This is a genomic window from Pseudomonas sp. S3_A03 (genome assembly GCF_054668275.1).
On the sequence record NZ_CP162753.1, the window covers coordinates 2267851 to 2285149 of the forward strand.

The 17299-nt window shown below is 64.5% G+C and carries 4 protein-coding genes and 2 pseudogenes; 1 reads left to right on the plus strand and 5 read right to left on the minus strand.

Annotated elements, in window-relative coordinates; genetic code table 11:
• Positions 1–87: 87 nt before the first annotated feature.
• Together AB4O25_RS10230 and AB4O25_RS10235 are read right to left on the minus strand one after the other, a co-directional pair.
• Positions 88–12991 (minus strand): annotated as a pseudogene (locus AB4O25_RS10230) (non-ribosomal peptide synthetase).
• 50 nt (positions 12992–13041) lie between these two features.
• A pseudogene (locus AB4O25_RS10235) lies at positions 13042–13792 on the minus strand (thioesterase II family protein).
• A gap of 303 nt (positions 13793–14095) precedes the next feature.
• Between AB4O25_RS10235 and AB4O25_RS10240 the strand changes: the two are divergent.
• Positions 14096–14647 (plus strand): RNA polymerase factor sigma-70, encoded by a 552-nt coding sequence (locus tag AB4O25_RS10240; protein ID WP_017527661.1) that lies wholly within the window; start codon positions 14096–14098, stop codon positions 14645–14647.
• A 43-nt stretch (positions 14648–14690) separates the two neighbouring features.
• Here the strand turns inward: AB4O25_RS10240 and AB4O25_RS10245 are convergent, their stop codons facing one another.
• The 3 genes from AB4O25_RS10245 to AB4O25_RS10255 form a co-directional block, all read right to left on the minus strand.
• The gene (locus tag AB4O25_RS10245) at positions 14691–15704 is read right to left on the minus strand and encodes a GNAT family N-acetyltransferase (protein ID WP_460150841.1); all 1014 of its coding nucleotides are present in this window, start codon (positions 15702–15704) and stop codon (positions 14691–14693) included.
• Positions 15705–15772: 68 nt separating this feature from the next.
• Positions 15773–16561 carry a substrate-binding periplasmic protein gene (locus tag AB4O25_RS10250; protein ID WP_137219824.1) on the minus strand — a complete coding sequence of 263 codons (789 nt, stop codon included), beginning with the start codon at positions 16559–16561 and terminating at the stop codon, positions 15773–15775.
• Between the two features lie 93 nt (positions 16562–16654).
• Positions 16655–17278 (minus strand): TetR/AcrR family transcriptional regulator, encoded by a 624-nt coding sequence (locus AB4O25_RS10255; protein ID WP_017527658.1) that lies wholly within the window; start codon positions 17276–17278, stop codon positions 16655–16657.
• Positions 17279–17299 lie beyond the last annotated feature (21 nt).

The window sequence follows — 17299 nt, forward strand, 5'->3', positions numbered from 1 at the left end:
CAAGCCCTCTTCCACAGGTTGACTGTGAATACATTCAAACTGTGGAAGAGGGCATGCCCCCGATGAGGCCCTGACAGGCAACCAAATCTACAGCCCTTCCAACTCCGCCATCAGGTCACTCAACCGATCCGCCTTCTGCGCGCTGATCTCGTTGGCCGCCAGCCCATCAATGTATTCGGCCAACTGCGCCACCGTGCTGCACTCGAACATCGCCCGCAACGGCACATCGCGCTGTAGCGTCTTCTGTACCCGCGAGGCGATCTGCGTGGCCAGCAACGAGTGCCCACCCAGTTCGAAGAAGTTGTCCTGCACACCGACTTTTTCGACTTTCAGCACTTCGGCCCAGATGGCGGCCAACGTGGTTTCCAGTTCGTTGCGTGGCGCCAGGTAATCCTGGCCCTGCAACTGGCCGATCTCCAGCGCCGGCAGGGCCTTGCGGTCGAGTTTGCCGTTGGCGTTGAGCGGCAGGCGCTCCAGCCACAGCCAGTGCAGCGGCACCATGTATTCCGGCAGTTCGGCACGCAGGCGTTGCTTGATACGGTCCAGGCGTTCGCCTGAACTCAGCGTTTCATCAGTTGGCACCAGATAACCCACCAGATGCCTGCCATTGGCGCCGTCCTGGACGCCGACCGCCGCGTCACGCACTTCGGGTTGCTCATGCAGGCGCGCTTCGATTTCGCCCAGTTCGATGCGGTAGCCGCGAATCTTCACCTGATGATCGATCCGCCCGACGTATTCCAGCACACCGTCGCTGCGGCGGCGGGCCAGGTCCCCCGTGCGGTACACGTTCCCCCGGCGCACCGAACGGGTTCGGCACAAACACCTGGGCGGTGCGCAGCGGGTCGCTGACATAACCGCGCCCTACCCCGGTACCGGCCACGCACAACTCGCCCACCGCCCCTTGAGGCACCAACTCCAGCGCGCCATCGAGCAGGTACAAACGGTTGTTGTCAGTGGGCGTGCCGATCGGCAAGTAGGGGCCTCGGGTCGACGCCAGGTCGACGCGGAAGAACGCCACGTCATCCGAGCATTCCGCCGGGCCATACGCATTCACCAGGCCGATCTGCGGGTAACGCAGCAACCATTGGTGCGCCAGCTCCGGTGGCATGGCTTCGCCGGTGGGCAGCATCCAGCGCAGGCCGTCGAGGCTGATGCGGTCCTGGGCGAGCATGCCCTGGATCAGCGACGGCACGCTCTCCAGCACCGTGATGCCCTGGGCCTGCACATGTGCGAGCAAGCCCTGGGGGTCATGGGCGATGCTGTTCGGCACAATGTCCACCCGCGCGCCGAACAGCGGCGCGGCGAGGAATTGCCACACGGAAATATCGAAACTTTGCGAGGCCGTCTGAGCGATCACATCCGCCGCGCTCAGGTCCAGGTAGGGCAGTTTGCTCAACTGGTTATTGAGCATGCCGCGCTGTTCAACCATCACGCCTTTGGGCAGGCCGGTGGAACCCGAGGTGTAGATCACATAGGCGAGGTTGTCCGGGCCACTGTAGATACCCGGGTTCTGCTCTGATGCCGCCAGCGTTTCCCATACCAGCAACGTCGGCCGAATCGCACAGCCCAATTGCGCCAGCAGTTCCAGTGCCTGCTCGTGGCACGCCTCGGTGCATACCAGCAACGGCGTGCGGCTCAAATCGATAATGCGGCTCAGACGCTGGCTTGGCAGGCCGGGGTCCAGCGGCAAGTAACCGGCACCGGCCTTGAAGCTGCCGATGATCATGCCCAGCAGGTCCAGGTTGCGCTCGGCCAGCAACGCCACCGGCTGATCCAGGCCGACGCCCGCCGCGACCAGCGCATGACCCAAGCCGTTACTGCGACGGTTGAGTTCGTCAAAGCTCCAGTGCCGGCCCAGGCAACTGGCCGCGATCCGCTGCGGATGCGCGGCCACTTGCGCTTCGAACAGCTCGACATAACTACGCGCCAACGGGTAGTCGTGCTCACTCTGGTTGCAGCCTTCCACCAGGAACTCGCGTTCCTGCTCGCCGATCAGCGGCAGGTCGGCCATGTCGCCATGGAAGCCTTGCACCAGCGCCAGCAGCAAGCGCTTGAACTCGCCGAGCATGCCTTGCACTGTGGTTTCGTCAAAATAACGCTGGTCATACGACAAGTGCAGGCCGAGGTCATCACCGGGGTAGCACACGGCGGTCAACGGGAAGTTGGTGTGGGTGCGGCCGGAGTCCGAGGTGGCGTTCAGGCTTTGCGCACGGTCCAGCACCGAGGTTTCCACAGGGGCGTTTTCGAACACGAACAGGCTGTCGAACAACGGTTGGCCCTTGGGCAGTTCGCTGTGTTCCTGGATCGTCACCAGCGGCAGGTATTCGTACTCGCGCAGCTGCATATTGCTGTCGAGCAGGTCGCTCAGCCACTGGCGCACGCTGCACCGCTGGTCATCCTCGGGCAGTTTCACGCGCAGCGCGACGCTGTTGATGAACAGGCCGACGGTGCGTTGCATCTCTGGCATGTCTACCGGGCGACCGGCCACGGTGACGCCGAACAGCACGTCACGCTCCCCGCTCAAGCGCCGCAATACCAAGGCCCAGGCCGCTTGGGCGAAGGTGTTTACGGTGAGCTGATGGGCCTGGGCCAATTCGCGCAGTTGCACGCCATCAGCGGCGTCGAGGCGGGTGTAACAATCGCCCACTACCATGCCACCGCTGTGGCCGGCGTGTTCACGCAGGAACGGCCGGTCACTCGGGATCGGCGTAGTGCGCTCGAAACCCTGCAGGTTGTGTTGCCACCACTGGCGGGCCTCATTCAGGTTCTGGCGTTGCAGCCAGGCGATGTAGTCGCGGTAGCGCGGCGGCGTGGCCAGTTGCGCGTCGCGGCCTTCACCGAGCGCCAGGTAGATTTCGAAGAAGTCATTCATCAGCAGCGAACGGCACCAGGCATCGATCAGAATGTGGTGGTTGCTCATCATAAACCAGTAGCGCGCTTCGCCGACGCGAATCAGGCGCAGGTGGAACGGCGCCTGGTTGAGCAGATCGAAACCAGCTTCGCGCTCGGCTTTGAGCAGCGCTTGCAGGCGCGGCTCCTGCTCGGCCTCAGGCGCGGCGCTCCAATCGAGATATTCAATGGGCGTGCTGCCCGGGTGTGGATCACTTGCAGCATGTCTTCGCCGACGTTCCAGCAGAACGAGGCGCGCAGGGCTTCGTGACGGGCGATCACCGCGTGCCAGGCCTGGGCGAAACGCTCAGGGTCCAACGCGCTGTTGATACGGTAGCGGTCCTGCATGTAATACAGGCCAGTACCCGGTTCCAGCAGGGTGTGCAGCAGCAGGCCTTCCTGCATCGGGGTCAGCGGGTAGACGTCTTCGATGGCATTGGCCGGTACCGGCAACGCATCCAGTTGCGGCTGGGTCAGGTGCGCCAGGGGGAAGTCGGACGGGGTGAGGCCGCCGGCATCGTCCTGAAGGCAGTGGGCAATCAGGCTTTGCAGCTCAGCCAGGTACGCCCCGGCCAATTCGCGGACGGTGTGGGCGTCGTGGCGTTCGCGGCTGAAGGTCCAGCGCAGCACCAGTTCCCCGCCGTACACCTGGCTGTCGACGCTCAGCTGATTGGGCAGCGGCGCGTCCGGGTCATGGGCCAGGCCGGCAGGCTCCTCCAGCGGATGGAACAGCGCATCGCCGCCGAAGCTCTGGTCGAACTGGCCGAGGTAGTTGAAGGTGATGTCGGCGGTTGGCAACGCCGCCAGGGTCCGCCTGCACAGGTCGTCCGCCAGGTAACGCAGCACGCCATAGCCGAGGCCCTTGTGCGGCACGCCGCGCAGTTGTTCCTTGATCGCCTTGATCGAGGCGCCCTGCTCCGCTTGCGGGGTCAGGCGCAATGGATAGGCGCTGGTGAACCAGCCGACGCTGCGGGTCAGGTCGATCTCATCGAACAGGGGTTCACGGCCGTGGCCCTCCAGTTGGATCAGAGCCGATGCATGCCCGCTCCAGCGGCACAGCACGCGGGCCAAGGCGGTCAGCAGCAGGTCGTTGACCTGGGTGCGGTAGGCGCTCGGCGCTTGTTGCAGCAATTGGCGGGTGTGTTCGGCGCCCAGGCGCACGCTGACGGTCTCGGCATCGCGATTACGCAACGTACCGTGCGCACGGTCCACCGGTAACGCCACGGCGGGCCCGGCCAATTGCTGCTGCCACACCGTCAGTTCTTCGCGCAGGGATTCGCTGCCCGCATACGCCTGCAAGCGCGCGGCCCAGTCACGCAGGGCGCTGGTCTTGGCCGGCAGGTTCACCGACTGGCCGTCGCTCAATTGGCGATAGACGTTCTGCAGGTCTTCGAGCAACACACGCCACGACACACCGTCCACCACCAGGTGATGGATCGCGATCAGCAGGCGTTGCTGGCCGTCGGGGCCATCCACCAGCAAGGCGCGCAGCAGCGGGCCGTGTGCCAGGTCGAGGCTGCGCTGGGTGTCGGTGAACAGCGCGGCGCATTGATCCATATCGCGCACATGCGCCTGCATCAGCACGCCGCCCTGGGGCACGGCCAAGTGTTCGGCGTGCCACTGGGCGTCCCGCTGCGTGAAGCTCAGGCGCAGGGCATCGTGGTGTTCGAGCACGGCCAGCAGCGCTTGCTCCAGGCGCTGGGGGTCGAGCAGTTGCAGCGGCTTGAGCAGCAGGGCCTGGTCCCAGTGCTGGCGATCAGGAATATCGGTGTCGAAGAACCAATGCTGGATCGGCGTCAGGCCCGAGCTGCCGGTGAGCACGCCTTGCTCAGCCGTGACGCGCTCGGAGCGCGTGGCAACGGCGGCCAGGGTGCGCACCGTCTGGTGCTGGAACAGGTCGCGCGGGCTGAAATGAACCCCGGCCTGGCGCGCGCGGCTGACCACTTGGATCGACAGGATCGAGTCGCCCCCCAGCTCGAAAAAGTTATCGTCCAGGCCGACTTGCCGCACGTTCAACACCGCGCACCAGATCGCGGCCAGGGTTTGCTCCAACTCGCTGCGTGGCGCCACGTACTGCTGACGATTGGCCTCGGCGTCCGGTTGCGGCAAGGCGCGGCGGTCGAGTTTGCCGTTGGCGGTCAGCGGCATGGCATCCAGCACGATCAGGTGCGCAGGGACCATGTAGTCCGGCAGTTGCGCCTTGAGGTGGGCCTTCAACGCATCGCGCAGCGTGACCGGCGCCTGGTCGCTGACCAGGTACGCCACGAGCTGCTTGCCGCTTGGCGAGTCGAGCGCCAGCACCACGGCTTCGCGCACGGCCGGGTGTTCCAGCAGGCGGGTTTCGATCTCGCCCAACTCGATACGGAAGCCGCGAATCTTCACCTGATGGTCGATCCGCCCCAGGTATTCCACCAGACCATCGGCGCGTTGGCGCACCAGGTCACCGGTGCGGTACAGACGGCCGCCCCGGGTGCTGAACGGATCGGCCACAAAGCGTTCCGCCGTCATGCCCGGACGCTGGTGGTAACCCTGGGCCAGGCCGGCACCGCCGACGTACAGCTCGCCGGTCGCGCCTTGCGGTACCAACGCCAGGTCGGCGTCGAAAATATACGCCACGCGGTCACCGATAATGCTGCCGATCGGCACGCTGCCGGCGCCCTCCTCCAACTGCTGCGGCGCCAGGCAGGCCAGCGGCATCACCACGGTTTCGGTCGGGCCATAGGCGTTGAAAAACACCTGGGGCTGGAATGCCGCACGGATGCGCTGCAAATGCTCGCCGGTCAGCGCCTCGCCACCGGTGATGCACATGCGCACCGGCAGGGTTTGTTGCTGGGTCGCCAGCCATTGCGCCAACTGGCTGCCATAGCTGGGGGTAAAGCCAAGGACATTGATGCGATGGGCACGGATCAGCCCGCAGATTTCTTCGGCATCCCACTGCCCCTGGGCACGCAACACTACCTGCGCGCCGCTGAGCAACGGCACCAGCAAACGCTCGGTGGCGGCGTCGAAGTTGATCGAATAGAAATGCAGCTCGCAATCATCCGGGCGCATGCCGAAGCGTTCGATCACCGCCTGGCAATGCATAGCGATTTCGCCGTGAGAGACCACCACGCCTTTAGGCTTGCCGGTGGAGCCGGAGGTGTAGATCAGGTACGCCTGGTGTTGCGCCAGGCTGATAAACGGCAGCTCATCCGCCGGGTAATCGGCAAGCCTTGGCGAGTCGTCTTCCAGGCACCAGCACGCCAGCGTGGCCGGCAGTTCACCGAGGGCTTGGAACATCGCCGCATCGCTGAGCAACAGGCCGATACCGCTGTCTTCGATCATGTAGTGCAGGCGGTCCAGCGGGTATTCCGGGTCCAGCGGCACATAGGCACCGCCGGCCTTGAGGATCGCCAGCAGGCCGACGACCATTTCCAGCGATCGCGGCAGCGCCAGGCCAACCCGCACCTGCGGGCCCACGCCGCGCTCGCGCAACATCCAGGCCAGGCGATTGGCGCGGGCGTCGAGTTCGGCGTAAGTCAGGGTCACGCCGGCAAAGGTCAGGGCCGGTGCATCCGGGCGACTGACCGCCTGCCGGCTGAACAGCGCGTGGATGCACTGGTCGAGACGATGTTCACCGGCCTCCACACCGAGGCTGCCGCGCAACGCCCGTTGCTCGTCGGCATTGAGCAACGGCAGTTCACTGAGACGTTGTTCGGGACCTGCAATCAGCGCTTCCAACAGGTTGCGCCAATGCGCGGCCATGCGCGCGATGCGCGGTTCGTCGAACAGGTCAGTGCTGTACGTCAGGCAGCAGCCCAGTCGATGGTCGAGGTCGGTGACCTCCAGGTTGAGGTCAAACTTGGTCGCGCGGGCATCGTTGGCCAGGTACTCGACGGTCATGCCAGCCAGTTGGCGGCTCTGCTGGAACTCCCAGCGCTGCACGTTGCACATCACCTGGAACAACGGGTTATACGCGGCACTACGCGGCGGTTGCAGGGCTTCCACCAAGTGGTCGAACGGCAAGTCCTGATGGGACTGGCCTTCGATCACGGTGTGGCGCACCTGCTCAAACAGCTCGCCGACCTGCATCTGCCCATTGAGCCGGCAACGCAGCACTTGGGTGTTGAGGAACGCACCGATCAGCCCTTCGCTTTCAGGGCGAATACGGTTGGCCACCGGCGCGCCGATGCGCAGGTCGGTCTGGCCGCTGTAGCGGTAGAGCAACACGGCGAGGGTCGCGGTCATGGTCATGAACAGCGTGAGGCCGCGTTCGGCGTTGAAGGCGCGCACGCGGGCGGCCAATTCGTCGCTGAGATCGAAACGGTACAGCTCGCCCTGGTGGCTTTGCACCGGTGGCCGTGGCCGGTCGGCAGGCAGTTCGAGCAGTGGATGTTCATTGCCCAGTTGTGCCGTCCAGTAATCGAGCTGGCGTTGGCGCTCCCCGGCTTCCATCCACTGGCGTTGCCACACGCTGTAGTCGAGGTATTGCACCGGCAACGGCGCCAGCGGCGACTCGCGCTCGTCGATAAAGGCTTCGTACAGCGCGCTGAGTTCACGGGCAAAGATGTCCATGGCCCAGCCTTCGGTGACGATATGGTGCAGGGTCAGCACCAGGTAGTGTTCCTGCTCGCCGGCCTTGACCAGGCACGCACGCAGCAATGGCCCGGTTTCCAGGTTGAACGGCGTGTGGGCTTCATGCTCGGCCAACTCCTGCAAACGCTGCGCGCGGCGGCTTCATCCAGCGCCGAAATATCCTGCCAGGCCATGCGCAGGCCGGTCTGCGGCGAGACCTTTTGACAGGCCACGCCATCGACATTCGGGAAGGTGGTGCGCAGGGTTTCGTGGCGCATGATCAACGCTTGCAACGCGGCCTCGAAACGCCCCACGTCGAGCACGCCGCGCAGGCGCGCCATGCCGCCGACGTTGTAGGCCGGGCTGTCCGGTTCCATTTGCCAGAGGAACCACATGCGCTGCTGGGAATAGGACAGCGGCACCGGTTGGCTGCGGTCGACCTTGGCGATTGCGGTTTGCCGGTTACGCTGGCCCGAGGCCTGGATCAGGCTGATCTGCTCAACGAACGCCCCCAGTTCACTGGCTTCGAACAAGGTACGCAGCGGCAACTCGACGTCACAGGCCTGGCGGGTGCGCGAGATGATTTGCGTGGCCAGCAACGAATGGCCGCCGAGGGCGAAGAAGTCGTCGCGCAGGCCGATACGCGGCAGGCCGAGGACTTCGCGCCAGATGGCGGCAATTTGTTGCTGCAACGGCGATTCGGGTTCGAGGTGTTCACGCACCTGCCACACCGGTTCCGGCAGCGCACGGCGGTCGAGTTTGCCGCTGGGGCTCAGGGGCATGGCGTCCAGGCGCATCAGCAGCGCGGGCACCATGTACTCCGGCAATTCGGCGGCCAGGGCGGCCTTCACGTCCTGCTCCACCCATGCGGTGTGGGCGGTGTAGTAGCCGATCAACGTGGCGTTGCGCACCAGCACCACGGCCTGGGCGATACCGTCCAGGGCCAGCAGGCGTGCTTCGATTTCCTGCGGCTCCAGGCGCACACCGCGCAGCTTGATTTGTTGATCGAGACGGCCGAGGTATTCGAGCACTCCATCGTTGCTCCAGCGCACGCGGTCACCGGTGCGGTACAGGCGCGCACCCGGCTCGCCCAACGGGTCGGCCACGAAGCGTTCGGCGGTCAACCCGGCACGGCCAAGGTAACCCCGCGCCAGGCCGATGCCGCCGATGCACAGTTCACCCGGCACACCGGCCGGCAACAGGTTGAGCTGGTCGTCCAACACGCGACAGATCACATTGCCCAGGGGTCGGCCAATCGGCGAGCGCTCGCCATCTTCGGCCTGGCAATGCCAGTGCGTGACGTTGATCGCGGTCTCGGTCGGGCCATAACGGTTGTGCAATTGCACCGCCGGCAACTGCGCCAGGACGCGGTTGCGCAACTCGGCAGGCAAGGCCTCGCCACCGGAGAACAGGCGACGCAGGCTGGTGCACCCGGCCGCCAGCGGTTCGTCGATAAACAGCTGCAACAGCGGCGGCACAAAATGCAGGGTGGTCACGCCGTGTTCCTGCACCAGTTGCGCAATGCGGTGCGGGTCGCGATGTTCACCGGGGCCGGCCAGCACCAATCGGCAACCGGTGATCAGTGGCCAGAAGCACTCCCACACCGACACGTCAAAACTGATCGGCGCCTTTTGCAGTAGCACGTCGGTGGTGTCCAGTTGATAGGTGGCCTGCATCCACTGCAAGCGCTCGGCCAGGGCCGCGTGGGTGTTGCCCACCCCTTTGGGGCGGCCGGTGGAGCCGGAGGTGTAGATCACGTACGCCAGGTTGTCGCCGTGCAGGTTCAGGCCCGGTGCCTGGGTCGGCCATTGATCCAGATGCAGGCTGTCCATGGCAATCACGCACACGCCGGCGGGCGTCGGCAGGTGGTCAAGCAATGAGGTCTGGGTCAGCAGCAGGTGTACGCCGCTGTCCTCCAGCATGTAGGCCAGGCGTTCGGCGGGGTAGTCCGGGTCGAGCGGCACATAGGCGCCACCGGCCTTGATGATCGCCAGCAAGCCGATCAACAGTTGCGGCGAACGCTCGGCGGCGATGGCCACGCAGACGTCGGGGCCGACGCCCTTGTCGCGCAGGTAATGGGCCAGGCGGTTGGCCTGGGTATGCAGGTGGGCGAAGCTCAGGCTGCCGCCCTGCCAGACCACTGCGGTGTCGTCCGAAGCCGCTTGATTGAGCTGTTCAGGCAACCACTGCCGGGCCGGCGCGCACGGCGCCTGGGCCCACGGTTGTGGTTCGTTCGCCGGCATCAACGGCAGGTCGCCGAGGGCTTGGCGCGGTTGTGCGCAGACCGCCTGCAGCAGGTGGCTGAAGTGTTCGGCCAGGCGCTGGATCGTCCCAGGGTCGAACAGTTCGTCGGCGTAGTCGAACGACAGGCTCAGGCGCCCGTTACGGTCTTCTTCGCTGTGCAGTTGCAGGTCGAACTTGGCTTCGCGGCTGTGCCACGGCAGTTCATCGGCCAGTATGCCCGGCAGGCGGCGCAAGGCGCTGAGGTCGCGTTGCTGGTGGTTGAACATGACCTGGAACAGGCCCTGCTCGCGCGCTTGCGCAAAGGCTTCGAGCAGTTGCTCGAACGGCAAGTCCTGATGGGCCTGAGCGCCCAGCGCCGTCTCGCGGGTGGCCGCCAGCAGTTGGTCGAACGGCAGGCGCCCGTCCAGCTCGGCGCGAAACACCAGCGTGTTGATGAAGAAGCCGACCAGGCCTTGGGTTTCCTGGCGCGGGCGGTTGGCGTTGGGCACGCCGATGCGGATATCGCGCTGGCCGCTGTAGCGGTAGAGCAAGGTCTGGAACGCCGCCAGCAACAGCATGAACGGCGTGGACTCATGGGCCTGGGCGGTCTGGCGAATCGCTTGGCTGAGGTTGACGCTCAGGCGCGTGGTGTGGCGCGCGGCACTGTTGAGGCGCCGCGCCGAACGCGGGTGATCGCCAACCAGGTTGAGCGTCGGCTGCTCGTCGCCCAGGTGGGCTTTCCAGTACGCCAGTTGGCGCTGGCCTTCACCTTCGGCCAGCCATTGGCGCTGCCAGGTGCCGTAGTCGGCGTATTGCAGGGCCAGTGCTGGCAGCTCCAGGGGCTGGCCCTGTGAAGCGGCGGCGTACAACCGCGAGAATTCATCGATCAGAATGTTCAGCGACCAGCCGTCGGCAATGATGTGATGCAGCGTCACCAGCAACTGGTGGTCTTCATCATCCAGGCGCACCAGGGTCACCCTCAGCAACGGGCCTTTCTCCAGATCGAACCGGGTGCGCGCTTCATCCTCGCGGATCTGCTGCGCGCGGGCTTCGCGTTCCACGGCGGGCACGTCGCTGAGGTCGATGACGTGCAGCTCGAACGCCCCGTGTTCATCGATGCGCTGGAAGCCCCGGCCGTCGCGCTCGTAGAAACGCGTGCGCAGGGCTTCGTGGCGCTGGACCAACTGCTGGAAGCTCAGGCGCACGGCGTCTTCGTCCAGCTCGCCGCGCAGGCGCAGCGCGCCGGGGATGGTGTAGGCGCTGCTGTGCGGGTCCAGTTGCCAGGTGATCCACAGGCGATTCTGGGCCAGGGATTGCGGTAGTTCGTGCTGGCGCGAGAGGGGCTGGATCGCACCTTGGGCTACGCCACCCTCCTGTTGCAACTGCGCAACGCGGGTAGCAAAGGCGGCCAGCGTGGGCGCTTCGAAGAGCATGCGCAGGTTCAGCTCCAGGCCCAGGGTTTCACGCAGGCGTGCGACCACCTGGGTGGCAATGATGGAGTTGCCGCCGAGCAGGAAGAAGTGATCGTCGGCGGCGACATGGGCCACCTGCAACTGCTCACACCAGATCGCGGCGATCCGGTTGTGCAGTGCGGACTCCGGCGCGGCCTCGCTGACCGGCGCTTGCACACCGGGGAACTGCGCATAGCTGTCGAAGCTGCCGTCGGCATGACGCAGCGCGCACGCGGCACGCTGCAGCTTGCCGCTGGAGGTCTTCGGCAACGCGCCGGGGTTGAGCAGCACCACCACGCTTGGCGCTTCTTGACAGGCCTCGGCCACGGCCTGGCGGATGGCTTTGATGAGGGCTTCGGGCGGCAGAATCTTCTGCACGCTGCGGCTGATTTCGGCGGCAATGCCGATGCCTTCCAGGCCCTGGTCATTCACCGCGAACGCCGCGACGCGGCCCTTGCGCACCACTTCCACTTCGCGCTCGATGGTCTGTTCGATGTCTTGCGGGTACAGGTTATGGCCACGCACGATCAGCAGGTCTTTCAGGCGCCCCGTGATGTACACCTCGCCTTCACGGATAAAGCCCAGGTCACCGGTGCGCAGCCAGGTGCGCCCGGCGTGCTGCACGAAGGTCTTGGCGGTGGCTTCGGGGTTGCGCCAGTAGCCGTGGGCGATGCTCGGGCCGGTGGCCCAGAGTTCGCCGACGCGGTTGTCGGCCAGTTCACTCAAGGTGTGCGGGTCGACGATCAGTACCGCGTGTTCGGGCTGGGGGTGCCGCAGCTCATGATCGCGCTGCCCTGCCCGGGCTCGGCGCGATTGGCGGCCAAGGCCTGCTCGTCGACGCGCAGCGTCGGGATACCGTGGCCACGGCGGCCACCGGCGACAAACAGCGTCGCTTCCGCCAGGCCATAGGAGGCGAAGAATTGCTTCGAGCTGAAGCCACAGACGGCGAACTTCTCGGCGAAGCGTTCCAGGGTGTCGAGGCGAATCGGCTCGGAACCGGAATAGGCCACGCGCCACTGGCTCAAGTCCAAGCGATCCAGAGCCGACTCGCTGACCCGCTCGCTGCACAGGCGGTAGGCGAAGTCCGGGCCGCCGCTGATGGTGCCGCCGTATTCGCTGATCGCCTCCAGCCAGCGCAACGGCCGAGCGAGGAAATACGCCGGCGACATGAGCACGCACGGCACGCCGCTGAAGATCGGCTGCAGCAGGCCGCCGATCAAGCCCATGTCGTGGTACAGCGGCAGCCAGCTGACGATCACGTCATCCGGGTTCAGATCAATGCCGAAACCACGCCGGATCAGCACTTCGTTGGCCACCAGGTTGCCGTGGCTGACTTGCACACCCTTGGGCAGCGCGGTGGAGCCGGAGGTGTATTGCAGGAAGGCAATGTCGCCGGGTTGCAGGTCGGGGGCAATCCAATGGTCGGCCAGTGGCGCATCGAGGGTGTCGACGCTCAGCAGCGGCGGCGCATGCTCGATCTGCGCCAGGCCATCGGCGAGGCTGGCGATGGTCAGCAGCAGGCGCGGCTCGGCGTCGCTGATGATCGACAGCAAACGCTCCTGGTGATGACGGCGGGCGGATTCCGGCGGGTAGGCCGGCACCGCGATCACGCCGGCGTACAGGCAGCCAAAGAACGCCGCGACGTAATCCGGGCCGCTGGGAAACAACAGTACCGCGCGGTCGCCCGGCTCGACGTTGGCTTGCAGCGCGGCGGCGATGGTGCGGGCACGCTGGTCGAGGTCGCGGTAACTGAGCACCACGCTGTGCTCGGCGGACTCGGCGAGGAAGCGCAGGGCCACCTGGTCCGGGGTCTGCGCGGCACGGCGTTGAAGGGACTGGACCAGAGTAGAGGGAAGTTCGAAGGCGTCCATCATGGGGTTCCTGCCTGAAATCGGCTTACGGGAAATTATGAAATTGGGGGGCTTCAGCCGGCAACCCGTTGCCGCGCCGCGCCATTGCGCCAGCGGGCCAGATGTTCTTCGGCGTAGCGCCGCAGGCAGCGCAGCACGGCGCTTTCGTGCTGCACGAGGAAGAAGTGGTGGCCGTCGAACAGGTCGAGGGAGAAGCCGCTGGCGGCATCGAGTTGCCAGTCGAGCAATTGGTCGGCACGCACGCTGTCCTGCTTGCCGCCGAACACATGAATCGGCATGCCCAGCGGCGCGCCGGCCGTAGGTGAAACTGCCGCAAAGCAGGAAGTCGGCGCGCAGGATTGGCAGCATCAGTTGCATCAATTCGGGGTTGGCCAAGGCTTCTTCGGCAGTGCCCTGCAACTCGCGCAGGCGGTCGATCAGTTGTGCATCGGTCTTTTCGATGGCGTATTCGCTGACATCGCGGCGCGCGGGGCCTGCGGTGCCGGAGGCGAACAGGGCCAGTGGCGCCGGCAGGTTGCGTGCGGCCAGCGCATGGACCAGCTCGAAGGCCAGCAGCCCGCCAAGACTGTGACCGAACACGGCATAAGGGCCGCTCAGGTCATGGCTGATCTCCTCGGCGAGTTGCGCGGCCAACGCCTTGATATCGCGCTGCAAGGGCTCGTCCATGCGCATGCCACGACCGGGCAATTCCAGCGGGCACACGTGCAACCAGTCCGGCAGGCTTCGCCGCCAACGCGCATAAACCATGGCACTGGCGCCGGAATAGGGCAGGCAGAACAGGCGCAGTCTGGTCGGTGCACTCATCGCTTGAGCACTCCCCACTGAAACACGCTGTGTGCACGGTAAAAACCCATTTCGTCCTCCTGCGGGTGGCTGATCCTTGGCCGCTTGACTAACGGACCTGTCACCCAGAAGAACGGACGGCACCGGCAAATAATTAGTCGCAGGCGCCGAGCGAGAGGTGGTTCACATCGAACCGGAAGGCATAAGATTAGTTCGTCTTCTCATTTGACAATAATTATCATTAAGCATAATTTGTTGCCCGATGTGTAGGAGGCCTCAGCAAGGACGCCCTCTCCCAACCTCTTTTGCGACAAGGTGATTTCCATGACGGAACAAGTATCCACAGGCAGGTGCGACTCACCCCTTCTCCAGGCATTCGTCGACAATCGGCTGATTCTGGTGAAGATCGCGGCACGCATTACCGGTTGCCGCTCCCGTGCCGAAGACGTTGTGCAGGACGCCTACTTTCGACTGCAATCGGCGCCTACGATCACCTCATCGTTCAAGGCCCAGTTGAGTTACCTGTTCCAGATCGTGCGCAACCTGGCGATCGACCACTACCGCAAGCAGGCCCTGGAGCTCAAATATTCAGGGCCGGAGGAGGAAGGCTTGAATGTGGTGATTCACGGCGCCTCGCCGGAAACCTCGCACATCAACTTCAACACCCTGGAAAACATCGCCGACGCGCTGACCGAGTTGCCCCAGCGCACCCGCTACGCGTTCGAGATGTACCGCCTGCATGGCGTGCCGCAAAAGGACATCGCCAAGGAGCTGGGGGTTTCGCCCACACTGGTGAACTTCATGATTCGCGATGCGCTGGTGCACTGCCGCAAGGTTTCGGGCAACCACAGCGACACCTTCGCGCGGCGGGTATGACCGCCCGCTGATCGTTCCCACGACGGGAACGATCAGCGCCCCTTCACGCTAACCCACACCGCTCAAAAAACCGCTCGCGCCCCAGCAGCATCAGCGCCGCGCGCTTGTGCGGGAAGTCGAACTCCTTTTCGCAGTGGAAACACTGGTTGTGCATATGGCCGATCATCTTCGCGTTGTCGGCACGCGGCTCCGCCACCACACGCTGGGTGCGCGGGTCATCCAGGAACACGTAGTGCACCAGCGCCGATAGCCAACTGCCGACCTTGTGCGGGCCGCGATGATGCTCCTCGCCTACCAGCATGTGGATGCCGCGATCGTAGTCAGCGGCGTCGTAGAACGGTGCGATGCGATCTTCCTTGGCCCAGTACGCTTCAAAATAGGCAAAGGGTTCGTCATCGAAGCAGCCGATCAAGGTGAGGGTGTGCGGGTCGGCCTCAAGCTTGTCCAGGTACTCGCGATGCTGTTGCAGGCTGCCGCTTTCCTGCCAGAAACTCGCCACGCGCGGGCTGTTCTGCCAGCGATTGAAGCGCGCCAGGTCGACGTCAATCTCCACGGTTCGCAGGGAAATCCAGGCACCCAGGCGCGCGTCGAAACGGCGATAAACCTCACCCCGTGGTTTCGGCGGGCGCGCAGGGTGGCGCTTGCCGGCACTGATAACCATCTGTTGCGGGTAACTGCCAGCAGGGGAATGCCCGAGCCACGGCTGGGGCAGTTGCCAAAACAGGGTGCGCTTACAGTGATACTGCCCGGCAATCTCGGTGGTCCGCAGCAAACCGCTGCGCAACGCATCCTCCGGCACATGTTCATGGTGCCAGGCCAGGCGCTGGCGGGTCGGCTCTTTGGCGAACAACCAATAGCAGGCGGCCCACAACGCCCTTGCGGACGGCACCTCGCCGGGTTGCTGCCAATGCACATGCAGTTCGTCGCCGCGCTCCAGGCGCAAGCGGGCCAGTGGCTGGCCTTCCAGGGTCAGGCTCAGGTGGTTTTCGGTTTCATCGGCATTCAGGGCCGGCCCGGCCGGCAAGGGCAAGACCGACGGGTCATTCGGATTGGACATGGAGAGGGCTCACGGTAGCGTCGACTGGATAAAGAAGTGACGTGAGCCGCGTGCACAAATTTAGCCGATCAGGGTACTGCCATCACATCGATGCGGTACGGCTCGAAAATTTTCAGCATCTGGCCGCTGTCGCGCAAACGCTTGAGCATGGCGCTGAACGCTTCGCCGGTAATCGGCGCCCCGGGCCGTAGCAAGGCGTAATGGTGATACACCTGGTCGATGCGCTGCGAGACCAGGAACGTGCCGGCTATGTCGGCGTTGCGCACCATGAAGTCGCTCAAGTAAGAACGGGTCACCAAGGCGATATCAGCACGGTCACGGGCGACCATTTGCAGGTTGCTGTCATGGGAGTAGGTCAACGTGGCGTTGAAGTGCTCGGCCATGTACTTGGGGTCGGGGTTGAAGTGAGCGAAGGCATAGTGATAACCACTGAACACTGCCAGGCGTTTGCCATCGAGGTCAGCGAAATAGCGCTGCTCACGACCTGGCTTGCGCTGCGCGACAAACACTTCCGCATCTTCCAGGCCCATGTCGACGGCTGTGTGTTGAATGTTTTTCCAGCCCCAATCGGGGTTCTCGAAAATCGCCATGTCGACCCGGCCTTGTTCGAAATCGCGAAAACGTCGGGGGATGGAGGTGGGCACCAGCACAAACTGGTAGTCGCTTTGCGAGGCATTCAGGGCCTCGACCAATTGCGGCAGCAAACCGGTGTCGGCGCCCTGCTCCGGGCGCACGGTGTAGGGCGGAAAATGCGCCGCGCCGATGCGTACCAGTTGCGCAGCCGAAGCCGGCATCCACCACGCGGTGCCCAGTGCCCATAAAGTAAGTCCTGCAGCCAACCGCCATGGCGATAACATCAAGGCACACACCGTTCAACACATTGATGGCGATAAGCTAGGCGTTTTTGCCTGGCGAAACAACTTTCCGTCGGCAAATTAATAGCTTGCGCCTCAGTCAGGTTTGAGCACCATCAACAGCGCCTCTTGGGCCAATTGCTCAAGGGTCAGGCTGCCCTCGGCGCGAAACCAGGTGGTGGTCCAGGACAACGCGCCGGTGAGGAAACGTCGGACGATAAACACATCGCCTTTGATGTAGCCGGCCGCCTTGGCCTCCCCCAGTACCTGCAACCAGAGCTCTTCATACACGTCGCGCAGGGCCAGGACTTGGGCCTGGCCCTCGGCCGACAGTGAGCGCCATTCGTACACCAGCACCGCCATGGCCTCGCCGCTGCCGCCCATGATCGACTGCAATTCGCAGCGAATCAGCGCCAGCACACGCTCGCGCACGGTGCCGGCCTCTTCCAGCGAAGCCCGCATCAGCGCGGTGTTGTAATGGATGGTTTCCTCCATCACCGCACGCAGGATCTCATCCTTGCTCTTGAAGTGATGAAAGATGCTGCCGCTCTGAATGCCCACCGCGCCTGCCAGGTCGCGCACGGTGGTGCGTTCAAAGCCTTTGTGGCGAAACAGGTGAGCCGCGGTTTGCAGCAACTTGCCCCGGGCGCTGTCGGGGTCGGTCAATTGGCCGCCGTCGACCATGGTGCGCATCACCCGCAGGGCTGTTTGCTCATCCATGCTGCTCTCCTTTACTTCTAC